The organism is Thalassolituus sp. ST750PaO-4 (genome assembly GCF_020320405.1).
GTDB classification, from domain to species: domain Bacteria; phylum Pseudomonadota; class Gammaproteobacteria; order Pseudomonadales; family Oceanobacteraceae; genus Venatoribacter; species Venatoribacter alkanivorans.
Genome location: NZ_JABVCB010000007.1, coordinates 328396 through 342619 on the forward strand (window position 1 = coordinate 328396; position 14224 = coordinate 342619).

Sequence of the window (14224 nt, forward strand, 5' to 3'; positions counted from 1 at the left end):
AATGCTCCTTATTGGACCTTTACTTTGTAGCGAAACTTGAATTCCGGCTGGCTGCTGCCAGACGCGGGGTTTAACGTGCCTTTCGGCATAAAACGGATATAGGTGACATTGGCGTCAAAGCCTTCGGCATCTGGCTGCGGAACGTAGCCATAGGTAATACCGTCGCTGCTGTCGGTATCGTTGGAAAAATCGAGATCGTCATTAGCCGCAGCTAATGATGCAAAGCTGTAAGTGAGGCCGCTGTTAGCAGCACCCTGAATAAACTCAGCCGGGCCTGCGCCATTAAAATCGGCGACATAAAGGCTGGTGGAGGCAGCAATTTGTTCGTCAATAATCAACGTATTACTGTCGGCTTCGCCTTCGCCACTGTTCGTTACCTGTATCTGATAAGCGACTTCCGCACCGGGAATTGCTTTGGGATTATCAGGACCATTCACCGGGTCGGTCAGTGCGGTGACTGTTTTGGCCAGTCTGACGTTGGGATAAAGCTGACGAACCTCAATGGTTTGCTGACGCTGGTGCGTAATGTCGTTCTCGTTACCTTCACGGGCAATCACCTGAACTTTCCAGAAGCCTTCATTTACATTGGCTGCTGGAATGTCGTAACGGTATTCGTAGATTTTCCGCGCATCGTCAGGTGTAGCGACGGCGTTCATATTACTGGTTGCCGCCAGCTCGTTATTGGCGTTGTCGAGGATTTTTGCGCTGGCTCCGGTAATATCGAAGTTACCAAAAGGATCAACCACCTGAGCGTTAATAAACAGTGCACGGTTAAGGTTGCTGCGTGTCAGTTCCTGACGGTTACTGTCGCCCCAGGGGGCGTCGAAGAAACGGATATTTTCGACTTCGATAACGGTCAGTGCTGGCAGAATAATGCGGCTGCTGCTCATGCTGCTTCCCAGCTCCACGTACATGCCGTCGGATTGACCATTGTTTTCCGGTACATCAATCAGATCATGGGTAAGGGTAAATTCCAGGCTGTCACCTGAGGCAAAACTGAGATTGTTGTTGCTGAAAGGCAGTGTGAATTCAATGGTTTCGGCAATCTCATCAGCTGGCAATATGCGGTGAGTATCAAGGCGTGCAATTTCAGTATTGTTGTGCAAAACACGCAGAATGATGTCGTGATCACGGCGCAGGTAGCCCAGACTGCCATTGCGGCGGCGATCATGACGCAGGGTCAGGACTGCTCGGATACCGGCGGCGTTACTGTTTAAAATAAGCGGGGCACGCAGAAGTGGATTAAGACTCCAGCGGTATTCAGTATCTTGTGGCAGGAATACACTGCTGTTTGCATTGGCCGTTGTTATACGGGCCATATTGCCGGAGGTGCCATTGACTGGCCCAAGGTACAGAGGCTTATTGCCCGCGCTGTCATATGTCGGTTGTGACACGATCAGTTGCGGAGCATTAATTGCCAGAGCTGAATCATAGCCAACACTAAGCAACGCAGTGTTGTTGATTGCGGTGTTATCTGCAGTGTCAGAAGAAATAACAGCATCAACAATAATGCTGGCCGTTTCATCAGCTGCCAATGACAGATTACTCACAGTTAAGGTGTTGCCATTAAGTACCGCATTGCTTCCGGGCGGTGAACTGACCAGAGAAGCACTGTTAAAGGTTGCTTCCAGCGTGTCGCTGACACTTAAACCTTGTACGGCACGGCCGGATGCTTCTGTTACCTGAATAACGTAACGGATAACATCACCGGCATTAACCAGCCCGCCAGACTGATCGACAGCCAGTTTTTCTGATAGGCTCAGGTCGGGTTTGTCGACCTGCAGATTTATTGTGGTGGTATTGTTCTGAAGACGGTTATCAAACTCGATACCGTTAACGTTAACCGTCCAGTTATTGTTACCCAACGCCACAGGTGTGGTGGCAATGGCCAGATTTAATGGCGCTGATACTGCATTTTTAGTCAGTGTAGTGTTGTAAATACAGCTCAGATTCGGTGCATTGTTGGTGCAATTCCAGTTCGTGCCGGTATTTCCTGTAAATGACAGGCCGCTGGGCAATGTCATGGTTACTGCAGAACCTGCGCTGGCGACACTTGGCCCGGCATTCTTTATTCGCAGCTGAACGTTGCTTACTTGATTTGCAAATACTGCAGGAGCCTCGATCACGACTGGGCTAAGGTCACTCACCGCGCGATTAGGAACACTGATTATTTCTGCACTGAGAAATACCCGATCCTGCCCGGTGGAGTATGTTGTGGTCACAGAGGTAGCACCAGCAGACAGATAGTTGCCGATGTTATAAACATCAAGATCAACGCCGCTGGTCGTGCGCCCAACACTGTTTGAGTACGAGTTGAATTGGTTATTGGCTGGATTAGCAGAATCGAACAATGTGCTGCCATTGAAGGTCAGGCGCTCACTGGAGCCATTGCTACTTTGTGAATTTCCTTCATCACCTTCCCAGGTGATATGAGCGTGCTTGCCACCCTTGCTTTGCGGATTGTCTGCAATCACAAAGTTATTCGGTGTCAGATTGATAGAGCTGCCCCAGAAATTGCGGAAACCTTCGAACAGGTTGACAACCCGCAGTGGCTCGGCGGAATTTTCATAGATAACGAGCAGCGCCCAGCCACCGTACGCCTGCCCGTTATTACAGTAAGCGTATGAGTCATCAAAGCTGAGGTCAGAAACGGTAAACCACCCAGAGCCGCTGATGCGGTTGGTTACATCGGCACGGGCGCTGTAGAAAACGTTACCATCGACTGTTTCGGTATAACTGGTATCGGCACTTACAGACTCATTGTTTAAGGTAACAGTGTTATCAGTACTGCCCGAGCCTGACCAGTACAGAACGGCATCCACAACGGTACTGCCGGAGGGGATAGTGATACTGGCACCGGAGTTGTTGAGTTGGTAGCAATCGTCAAAGGCCGAGCGCATGGTGTTACCGGTCAATGCAAACGACAGGTTACCGGCATAGCTTTCGCGCAGAATAATATTTTCAGCGGCAAGGGTGTGGGTGGAGATAAGAACAAAAACGAAGACGAGCGTGATCCCTTCCAGACGAAAGATATAAGCAGGCTTGTTAATAACGTTAATGTTAAATGTTACCCGTTCGCTCAAAGTGTAATCCGTACCCTTGTGCCAGTTATTCCTGGTGCTGTGCGTTGTGCGCGCATCTTAGGTAGGGCATATGGTTGAGTCAATTTGCTGGCAGGCGACCAGCAATGGGTAAAACTGTGATGTAACACGCTGTTTTTAGAGAATAATTTTCGTTTACTTGAAAAGTGACATTTTTCCTCACATTCAATAGCAATGCAGGAAAAAATCTTAAAAAAATACACGTCATAACTGTCGTTTATGAGGGGAATGTGACAAAAAATGTCACCAGGTCTTTTCCCTATCCTCGAAGTAACCATTTGTAACCAAACGAGTATTTTTGTGACATTGATATGATTGTTTATAATTAACCGTCAATTTCACAATGAATACATCTGCATATATGCCAAAAATGAGTCGTCAGTGAGTGTAAGTGAACGCTGCTGTATTGTTCTGTAACTGGCCGGCAGGCGATTTATTGCTGTTTTCCCAGCAGCCTAACCAACGCGTTTTATTCACATTGATGAGAGAGCGCATCGTCTTTTCAGCTTTTCTCCGCGATACCGACGTACCAAAAGATGTACCAAAAGATGTACCAAAAGATGTACCAAAAGACGCACGGAAAGACGCACGGAAAGACGCACGGAAAAAATGTGGAAAAACACTTAGGCAATGCCAACAGCATTATTGAGAATGTTGTTATAACCGGCTGGGTTATACGGAGCAGGTGAATTTTGGGTATTGATCAGGCAATAAAAAACCCGGCCGGAGCCGGGTTTTTGTCAGGCGCGTCAGGTACAGATCAGAAGCTGTACTTGGCGGTGAAGTGCAGGCGGTTCATATCGCCTTCGTTCTTGGTGGTTGTCACTTTTTCCAGTGTCGCCATGCTGTATTCCACACCATAGGTTACTTCTTTGGTTGGGGAATACATCAGGTTCAGACGGGTGCTGGTGGATGCTTCAACACGTCCTGCAGCAATGGTGTCGTCATCGTAGTCAGCGTCCAGCATGGAATAGGCGATGGTGCTGCGCATCTTATCGTTCCAGAAGTGACGGTAAGCAACAAAGGCAGCATTAACGGTCGTGGCTTTAATGTCGCCACTTGCATCGACAATAGCGTCCTGAGCAGCGGCGAGACCCACGTAACGTGCAACATCACCGGTGGTATAGCTGAACTTCAGGTCATCGGCGCCGATTTTGACCATACCGGACAGGCTGACACCGAATCCATTAGCGGTTTCGTCTACACCGTTTTGTGCACCATCCTGTACCGCAAACTGGCGGGCAATCGCGGCAACGGTAAACGCATGATCACCGGCCTTCAGGTTATAACGGGCAACGATATCAGGCAGACCGGAATCATCGGTTGTCAGTGTACCTGGCGCTCCTGGGGCGGCAGGTGCTGTAACAAGTGTGGTTTCCGGGTTTTCCAGAGCAAACTGGAAGTCACCCATGGTGTAGCGGATCTGTGCCTGACGGTTAAATACAGTACCGTCACTTACGCCGAGAAAGTCTACGGTTTCTGGCAGGGCGCCAACGTTCATAAACGTCGACCAGGTCTGACCAAAAGTCAGATTGTTATAGGTGAAGAACGCATGGCGCAGACGTGGACTGTTGGAATTGGAAACCACCTCGTTACCGGATGTGGTCAGAAAATCCATTTCAATAAAACCGGTTACTTTCTCACCGCTGTCGGTGGTGGTAACGGTTTTAAAGTTCAGACGTGACGATTTGGCACTGAAGTCGACACTACTGGTTTCTTCGCCGGTACCACCACTGGTTGGTGTGGTTGACGGTACATAAAAATCACGACCCAGGCTGCCTGCGCCAATATCACCATCGGAATAGGTGCTCATCATGGCGTCCATCTTGATATAGCCGCCATAGCTGAACTCGGTATTTGCTGCCTGAACAGCCATCGGCAGTGCCGCGGCCAACAGAATTGCAGAAGTCTTACGCATGTCGCTCTCCTTATTATCATAGTTGTGCCTGCTCACTATGGTGCACAGTTTCTGTGCGACGAAATTAGCCAAAGGTCGAAGCTGCAAGGCGTTAAGTAGAAGTACTTACTAACTCTCTGCTGAACTACGGATAAGTGTCGGCGCTTTACAGCAGCAGTGGAAACGGACCTTTGTGTGCCGTTCTGGTGCGGATGAGCGGTGGGTATGAGCATATTCCGTCAAGCAGCTTATACCGTTAACTTCAGTCGTTTCAGATCTTTGGTTGCATGTTATTCATTCGGGACAGGCACAGGTGAATATCCGGGGTAATATGCGGACTGATCAGTTTTCCTTTAGATATCAGCAAGATAAGTAATAAAGAAACACTGGTTCAGCGTTTCATTCAGGGGTATTAAACAGATACTGGTATTTGTATTCCGGCACACAGCCGGAAAGCGGATGCCTGGTTTAAAAGGGATGCATCAGGGCGATCCAGCCAGAAGTAAGGGAGCTGAAGGTTGATCGTCTGTAATCCGCGCCTGATTGCCCGGTTTTTTCGCCGATAGACCATTGTCTAATTTGGGGAAGAGCGGCCGGTCACTCAATATGAGTCATAAGATATACATTGCCGCCGGGCACTAGCGAGCTTTAAAAATAATCACTTAGGGAGAACGCTATGAGCGACCAGAAGGTTTATCCAGTCAAACCGGAATTTGCTGATTCCGCCTGGATTAACAACGAGAAGTATCTGCAGATGTACCAGCAGTCCGTCATCAACCCGGAAGGGTTCTGGCGTGAGCAGGCAGAACAGCGTATTGACTGGATAAAACCTTTCACCCGTGTGCGCAACGTGTCGTTTGATGATCACAACGTCAACATCAAATGGTTTGAAGACGGTACGCTGAATGCTTCAGCCAACTGTCTGGATCGCCATCTGGAAACCCGTGGCGATCAGACCGCCATTATCTGGGAAGGCGATGATCCGGGTCAGGATCGTCACATCACCTATAAAGAGCTGCATGAAGAAGTTTCCCGCTTTGCCAATGCGCTGCGTGGTCAGGGCGTACGCAAGGGCGATATCGTCTGCATTTATATGCCGATGATTCCGGAAGCGGCGGTTGCCATGCTGGCCTGTACCCGTATTGGTGCCGTTCACTCGGTAGTATTTGGTGGTTTCTCGCCGGATGCTCTGGCGGGTCGTATCGAAGACAGTAACGCCAAAATCGTCATCACTTCAGACGAAGGTGTGCGTGGTGGCAAGAAAGTGCCACTGAAAGCGAACGTGGATGAAGCGCTGACCAATCCTGCGATCCGCTCACTTGAAAAAGTGATTGTGGTTAAGCGCACCGGCTCTGATGTCGCCTGGCATCCGGCCCGCGATGTCTGGTATCACGATCTGGTGAGCCTGGCTTCTCCACATTGCCCGGCAGAAGAAATGGGCGCTGAAGATCCGCTCTTTATTCTTTATACCTCCGGTTCCACCGGTAAGCCTAAAGGTGTGTTGCATACCACCGGTGGCTATATGGTCTGGGCGTCTATTACCCATCAGTACGTTTTTGACTATCACGATGGCGATATTTACTGGTGTACCGCCGATGTGGGCTGGATTACCGGTCATACCTATCTGCTGTACGGACCGCTGGCTAATGGCGGTACAACCCTGATGTGCGAAGGTGTGCCGAATTATCCGGACATCAACCGTTTCTCGCAGATTGTTGATAAGCATCAGGTCAACATTCTTTATACCGCACCGACCGCGATCCGCTCGCTGATGGCCGAAGGCGCGAAAGCCGTTGAAGGCACGCACCGTGAATCCCTGCGTCTGCTGGGTTCGGTGGGTGAACCGATTAACCCGGAAGCCTGGGAATGGTATTACCGCACCATTGGTGAAGAGCGTTGCCCGATTGTCGATACCTGGTGGCAGACTGAAACCGGCGGCATCATGATCACCCCGTTACCGGGTGCTACCGATGCTAAACCAGGCTCAGCAACCCGTCCGTTCTTTGGTGTGCAGCCAGCACTGGTAGACAACTCCGGTATGCTGCTGGAAGGTGCGGTTGAAGGTAACCTGGTGATGATCGACAGCTGGCCGGGTCAGGCCCGTACTGTATACGGCGATCATGAGCGCTTTGTGCAGACCTATTTCTCTACTTTCCGTGGCATGTACTTTACCGGTGACGGTGCCCGTCGTGACGAAGACGGTTACTACTGGATTACCGGCCGTGTGGATGACGTGATCAACGTATCCGGTCACCGCATGGGTACCGCTGAAGTAGAAAGTGCGCTGGTTGCACACCCGAAAGTGGCTGAGGCTGCGGTGGTGGGTTATCCGCACGATATCAAAGGCCAGGGTATCTACGTATACGTCACTCTGAATGCCGGTGAAGAATCGAGCGAAGAGCTGGTGAAGGAACTGCGCAACTGGGTGCGTGCCGAAATCGGTCCGATTGCGGCACCCGATCTGATTCAGATTACCCCGGGGCTGCCAAAAACCCGTTCAGGCAAAATTATGCGCCGTATCCTGCGTAAGATTGCCGCTAACGAACATGATTCTCTGGGAGATATTTCTACTCTGGCCGATCCGTCGGTGGTGGAATCACTGATCGACAAGCGCCTGAATCGCGGATGACCAGCACGGATGATTAAGTCATCATTGCGTGTCTGACGGAGCTGCCCAGAGAATTCTCTGGGCAGTTTTTTGCGTTTTTACAGTGGACACAAGCATCTGCTGATAAAATGTCGCACAATAACAATAGTCAGCGGTTAAACCGCTGAGCAGGATTCTCCGGAGGGGACTATGCAGCTCGCACAAAAAATCATCATTGCTGATGATCACCCATTATTCCGCACGGCTATGCAGCAGGCGGTTAAACAGCTGGTACCCGATGTTACGATTGAGCAGGCAGAATCGCTGCCGGAATTGCAGCAGGTGGTGGAGCAGCATAAAGATGCCGATCTGATTCTGCTGGATCTGCAGATGCCGGGAGCGCACGGTTATTCCGGGCTGGTTTTTCTGCGCTCACATTACCCGGAAATTCCGGTGATCGTTGTCTCGGCCTGTGAAGATCCGGCCATTATGTGTCAGGCGATCGATCATGAAGCGTCCGGTTATATTTCCAAATCGTCACCGCTGGAACATATCGCCAAAGCCATCGAAATGGTGTTGCAGGGGGATATCTATCTGCCCGATGCTGCACGTCGCCATCAGCATCAGCCAAACCAGAATGCGCTGGATCTGGCTGAACGCCTGGCCAGTCTGACACCGCAACAGTTCCGTGTACTGACCATGATGTCGGAAGGCATGCTTAACAAACAGATCGCCTACGATCTTGACGTCAGCGAAGCCACTATCAAGGCTCATGTAACGGCCATTTTCCGTAAGCTGGGTGTGCGCACCCGTACCCAGGCCGTTATTTCGGTGCAGAGTCTGGATTTTGAAAAACCGGATACCCTGATGGCAACTCAGGTCTGACCGTCGCCTGCCAGTCAGAAGCAGCATAAAAAAACAGGAGCCATTGCTCCTGTTTTTTTATGCTCTTGCCGCCGTTTATGCTCTGGTCGGCTGCCGCATTATTCAGCGGATAAGACGGCGGATCAGAGCGCGTAATGCCGCAGGGCGTACCGGTTTTTTCAGGAAATAGAAGCCGAGAGATTTGGCTTCTTCTGCAACTGATGGCCGTGGATCGGCTGAGATTAATACGCCGGGAATATCCTCATTAAAATGACGGCGCAGCATCGACATCACCTGCAGGCCGGTGACGTCGTTGTCGAGCTGGTAATCAGCGAGCATGATTTGCGGCTTGAATGGCACCTGTTCAGCTTCGTGCTCGTCGCTGCAACTGAAAACCTCACATTGCCAGCTGCTGAGCAGGGCATTCATACCGGCCAGAACTTCAGCGTCATTATCAATACAGAACGTCTGTAAGCCCTCAAAACTGCCGGACACCCGCGCCTGCTGGTCGCGGTTATCCTGCTTCACCACATCGGCTTCGGTCAGTGGCAGGGTGATACGGAAGAGGGTGCCATTACCCACCCAGGAATCGACTTCCACGCTGTGTCCCATACGCTTAGCCATACGATCAACAATGGCGAGCCCCAATCCCAGTCCTTTGCTGTCCTGCTTGCCCTGATTAAGACGTTTGAATTCGCCAAAAATCTCCCCCAGCTTAGAGCGCGGAATACCCGGACCGGTATCCCAGACTTCGATAACCAATTGCTCACCACGCTTACGGCAGCCAAGCAGAATGCCGCCTTTATGGGTATAGCGCACGGCATTGCTGAGCAGATTCTGCACGATACGGCGCAGCCAGTGAGCGTCACTTAATACCCAGTAATCACAGGGGCGGAAGCGCAGCACCAGACCTTTCTCCGCCGCCAGTGCGGTAAATTCATCACGCAGGGGTTTTAACACGGCACTTAACTGAATAGGCCGCAGGCTGGGTTCAATAGCTCCGGCATCCAGTTTGGATATTTCAACCAGCACCGATAACACATCTTCAGCCGATTGCAGTGAGCCTTCCAGATGGGTCAGCAGATGGCGTTGCTCCTCCGATAAATTGTGCTGCGCCAGGGTCGAGGCAAATAATTTGGCGGCATTTAATGGCTGCATCAGATCGTGTCCGGCAGCGGCCAGGAACCGGGTTTTACTGGTATTGGCTTCGATCAGCTGCGAGGTCAGATCATCCAGCTGCTGGGTACTTTTTTCGACGCGGCGTTCAAGGCTTACATTGGCTTCTTTTAAAGCCTGTTCGGCTTTACGGTGAACCGTAATGTCAGTGAAGCTGGTAACAAAACCACCATCCGGCATCGGATGGCCCTGCATGGATATCACTACACCATGCGGCAGCAGGCGTTCAAACTGATGGGCGGAGCCGGCACTTAAAAAACGCATTCTGCGTGCAACCTGCTGCTCTATGCTGCCGGGGCCGCAGAAACCGCGCTCGGCATTAAACGCAATAATGTCGGCAACCGGCTTGCCCACCTGAATAAAGCCCGGAGGGTAATTAAACAGTTCCAGATAGCGCCGGTTCCAGGCCACCAGATTGAGATTACGGTCAACCACGCTGACGCCCTGATGCAGATTTTCTACCGCAGCCTGCAATTGCTCGCGGCTCATGGCAAAGGCCTGACTGGCTTCGCTGGCGAGGAAGGCCAGATCGCGGATCTGAATCTGCTCGCCACCTAATAAGGTCGAGAAGATAACCCGTGCAGAAGATGAGCCGACCACCGAGGCCAGTAATTTCTCGGCATCGTGCAGCAAATCGCTGGATGCCATGGCATGGTCGTACTGAATACCGTGATGAGCCTGATAGTCGGCAAAAAAAGATTCGGTTTTTTTGTAGCCCAGAATCCGCTCCAGCACCACGCGTACATCATCGACTTTGCAGGTGAACGACGGAGCCACCTGATTACCCGGATTCAGAGCCTTGGTGCTGGTGAAGTCGGAGGCCAGCATGCGTTCCCGCACAGAGGCGTTGGTGACCACCGAGAAGAAAATATACAGCGATACGTTAACCGACAGGCTTAATATCACACCGAAACTGAAATCATCCAGATTCAGTCCCAGCATCTGATAAGGCGTTGTATTGCTCTGTTCAATGCCCTGCGCCAGCACTGGCCAGAGCAGGGTATAAATCCAGATAAAGGTGCCACTCAACAGCCCGGCAATAGCGCCCTGACGATTACCTCCCTGCCAGATCAGACCACCAATCAGTGGCGGGGCAAATTGCGCGACGGCGGCAAAAGATAACAGGCCAATAGCTGCCAGCGATTCAAATTCCCCGACCATGCGGTAAAACAGATAGGAACCCAGAATCATGACCACAATCACCATGCGACGCACGGTCAGTACCAGTGTGCGCACACTGGATGATTGCTGAATATCACTCTGTTGTTGGGTATTGCGGAAGAACGCAGGCAGCACCAGCTCGTTTGACACCATGGTGCTGATGGCGATGGTTGCCACAATGATCATACCGGTCGCCGCGCTGCCGCCACCGATAAACGCAATTATGGCCAGAACGTCCTGACCGAGGGATACCGGCAGGCTGAGCACATAGGTGTCCGGAGCAAATCCCAGATCGCGCATAAATAGATGGCCGGTTAAGGCGATGGGGACAACAAACAACAGCATCAGCACCAGATACAGCGGAAACATCCAGCGTGCGGTATGAATGTGGCGCACCGATTCATTCTCGATGACACCAACCTGAAACTGACGTGGCAGGCAGAGAATGGCAAACCCGGCCAGCAGGCTTTGCAGAATAAAGGCAAGGGAGATCACATCGCTGTTAAACAGCGCATGGTCGGGCATCACTGTTTTGGACAGGGTGAATAAATCCAGCGGCGAGTCGAACAGGGACGTCATCACCCAGATTCCCACCGCGAGAATCGCCAGCAGTTTCACCATCGATTCAAAGGCAACCGCCAGAATCATCCCCGGATGCTGTTCGCTGGCGTCAATGTCGCGGGTACCAAACACAATGACAAACAGCGCCATCGCCCAGCTGATATGAAAGGCGGTGTCCTGCCAGAAAAAAATCGGGCCGCCGCTGTCGGCGCCCAATGGCTGAGTGACCAGCTCAAAAGTGGTGGCGATGGCTTTGAGTTGCAGTGCGATGTAAGGCACAACACCAAGCACTGCGACGATGGTTACCAGAATGGCGAGGGTGTGATCACGGCCGTAACGGGTGGCAATAAAGTCGGCAATGGAGGTCAGGCGTTTTTCTTTGGCAATGCGGATGATTTTCCCCAGCATGCGCCAGAAAAAAAGCAGAAACAGAATCGGGCCGATATAAATACTGAGGAACATCCAGCCGCTGGTGGCGGCCATGCCTACAGCACCATAAAAGGTCCAGGAGGTGCAATAAACCGCCAGCGACAGACTGTAAATCATACCGGTGTTGTGCACAGGTCTGCCGCTGTGAGCCCGGCGGTCGCCGTACCAGGCAATACCGAACAGCGTGCCAATGTATAACACAGAAATTGAAATGAGCTGCCAGGCCGGAATCATAGCTTTCCTTGTTGTATTTTTTTTGCCTCTGGGGAGCTTAACACGAGCCCCTGTTTTCACTCTGCGTCACTGTCCTGATCTTAGACCAAGGTCGTACAGGGTGAAAGATCCGGCGGCGTACTTCCTGAGACTATGGTCGGGCTGGGGGGGCGGGCCCCGTTGAGTAGAATGCCAATGAGTTATTCATTGTCAGGAGTCAGGCATGCAGTCCGATGTCTACCAAAAAATTAAAGATCACCCGGATTTTCAGATTCTGGTGTCAAAGCGCAAATCCTTTGCCCTGAAACTCTCCGCCATTGTGCTGGTGATGTACTTTTCTTTTATTCTGCTGGTTGCTTTTGCTCCCGGCGTTCTGGCCGAGCCGGTTGCTCAGGGCAGCGTCACCACCTGGGGAATCCCTATGGGTGTTTTTATTATTATTTCATCGTTTCTGCTGACCGGTATTTACGTTAAACGTGCGAACACCGAATTTGATGAAGAAAATCAACGCATCATTGAAGAATGTCTGAAGGGTTAAGGAATCCGTATGTTTAAACGTTTGAAACCCTTTGTATTATTTCCGCTCTTGTCCCTGAGCAGTCTGGCTTTTGCCGGCGATGCTATCAGCGGGGCCGTAGAGCAGCAGGCCACCAACTGGTCGGCCATTATTATGTTTCTTATTTTTGTGGCCTTTACGCTGGGTATTACCGTCTGGTCCAGTCGTCGCACCCGTTCCGCCGCCGATTATTATGCGGCTGGTGGTGGTATTACCGGTTTTCAGAATGGTCTGGCCATTGCCGGGGATTATATGTCGGCGGCATCTTTTCTGGGGATTTCCGGCCTGGTGTATTTATCCGGTTTTGACGGCCTTATTTATTCCATCGGCTTTCTGGTCGGCTGGCCACTGATTCTGTTTATGATTGCCGAACGGCTGCGCAATCTGGGCAAGTTTACTTTTGCCGATGTGGCTTCGTATCGTCTTGGGCAGACCCAGATCCGTACGCTGTCGGCTGTTGGATCGCTTTGTGTTGTTTCTCTTTATCTGATTGCCCAGATGGTTGGCTCGGGAAAACTGATTCAACTGCTGTTTGGCTTGCCGTACGACTATGCCGTCGTGCTGGTGGGTATTCTGATGGTGCTGTACGTCACCATGGGCGGTATGCTGGCTACAACCTGGGTACAGATTATTAAAGCGGTATTACTGTTATCCGGTGCCAGTTTTATGGCCCTGATGGTACTGGTTTATGTCGGTTTTGATATGGGCAATTTATTCCAGCAGGCAACCGAAGTTCACGAAAAAGGCATTGCCATTATGGGGCCGGGTGGTCTGGTGTCTGATCCGGTATCGGCGATCAGTCTCGGTATTGCGCTTATGTTTGGTACTGCTGGTCTGCCGCATATTCTGATGCGCTTCTTTACCGTGGCTGACGCCCGCGAAGCGCGCAAGTCCGTTTTTTATGCCACCGGATTTATCGGCTATTTCTATATTCTGACCTTTATTATTGGCTTTGGCGCTATCGTTCTGGTGTCGACCAACAGTGAGTTTCTTAATGAAGCCGGCGCTTTAATCGGTGGCAACAATATGGCTGCAATCCATCTGTCAAAAGCAGTGGGTGGCGACTGGTTCCTCGGCTTTATTTCTGCGGTTGCCTTTGCCACCATTCTGGCGGTGGTTTCGGGATTGGCTTTGGCCGGAGCTTCGGCGGTGTCTCATGATCTGTATGCCAATGTCTTCCGTCCGGATGCAACGGATGAAGAAGAAGTGCGGGTGTCGAAAATTACCACGCTGGTGCTGGGTGTGATTGCGATAGGACTGGGTATTTTATTCGAACAACAAAATATCGCCTTTATGGTCGGTCTGGCCTTTGCTATTGCTGCCAGTGCGAATTTCCCGGTGCTGTTCCTGTCGATGTACTGGCAGCGCCTGACCACCCGCGGAGCCATGATCGGTGGCTGGCTGGGTCTGTTAACGGCGGTTTCTCTGGTTGTTCTTGGGCCGATTGTCTGGGTGCAGATTCTGGGTAATGAAAGTGCGGTATTCCCATATAAATACCCGGCCTTGTTCTCGGTCATTGTTGCCTTCGCCGGGATCTGGTACTTCTCAATCACAGATAAATCAGCCGCCGGAGCACAGGAGCGGGAGAAATTTGATCAGCAGTTTGTGCGCTCGCATACCGGGTTGGGTGCGGCACAGGCAGCGGATCACTGAACCTGTTTTATAGGTGTAAACAGGTC

The 14224-nt window shown here is 51.3% G+C and carries 8 protein-coding genes; 5 read left to right on the forward strand and 3 right to left on the reverse strand.

Features of this window, described 5'->3' with window-relative positions; genetic code table 11:
- Window positions 1-8: 8 nt before the first annotated feature.
- Window positions 9-3083, reverse strand: coding sequence for a DUF11 domain-containing protein (locus tag HUF18_RS07375; protein ID WP_225691694.1), 3075 nt, complete (start codon window positions 3081-3083; stop codon window positions 9-11).
- A gap of 409 nt (window positions 3084-3492) precedes the next feature.
- Here HUF18_RS07375 and HUF18_RS07380 point away from each other — a divergent pair, with 409 nt between their 5' ends.
- Window positions 3493-3750 carry a hypothetical protein gene (locus tag HUF18_RS07380; protein ID WP_225691695.1) on the forward strand — a complete coding sequence of 86 codons (258 nt, stop codon included), beginning with the start codon at window positions 3493-3495 and terminating at the stop codon, window positions 3748-3750.
- 111 nt (window positions 3751-3861) lie between these two features.
- Here the strand turns inward: HUF18_RS07380 and HUF18_RS07385 are convergent, their stop codons facing one another.
- Complete coding sequence (locus HUF18_RS07385) at window positions 3862-5019, reverse strand: DcaP family trimeric outer membrane transporter (RefSeq protein ID WP_225691696.1); 1158 nt, start codon at window positions 5017-5019, stop codon at window positions 3862-3864.
- A 655-nt stretch (window positions 5020-5674) separates the two neighbouring features.
- Here HUF18_RS07385 and acs point away from each other — a divergent pair.
- Complete coding sequence (gene acs / locus HUF18_RS07390) at window positions 5675-7627, forward strand: acetate--CoA ligase (protein ID WP_145469396.1); 1953 nt, start codon at window positions 5675-5677, stop codon at window positions 7625-7627.
- Between the two features lie 168 nt (window positions 7628-7795).
- A complete protein-coding gene (locus HUF18_RS07395; RefSeq protein WP_145469397.1) occupies window positions 7796-8470 on the forward strand; it encodes a response regulator transcription factor in 675 nt (224 codons plus the stop codon).
- Window positions 8471-8572: 102 nt separating this feature from the next.
- Here the strand turns inward: HUF18_RS07395 and HUF18_RS07400 are convergent, their stop codons facing one another.
- A complete protein-coding gene (locus HUF18_RS07400; protein WP_225691697.1) occupies window positions 8573-12010 on the reverse strand; it encodes a PAS domain-containing hybrid sensor histidine kinase/response regulator in 3438 nt (1145 codons plus the stop codon).
- A 202-nt stretch (window positions 12011-12212) separates the two neighbouring features.
- Here HUF18_RS07400 and HUF18_RS07405 point away from each other — a divergent pair, with 202 nt between their 5' ends.
- A complete protein-coding gene (locus tag HUF18_RS07405) occupies window positions 12213-12527 on the forward strand; it encodes a DUF485 domain-containing protein (protein WP_145469399.1) in 315 nt (104 codons plus the stop codon).
- A 9-nt stretch (window positions 12528-12536) separates the two neighbouring features.
- Window positions 12537-14198, forward strand: coding sequence for a cation acetate symporter (locus tag HUF18_RS07410; protein WP_225691698.1), 1662 nt, complete (start codon window positions 12537-12539; stop codon window positions 14196-14198).
- Window positions 14199-14224 lie beyond the last annotated feature (26 nt).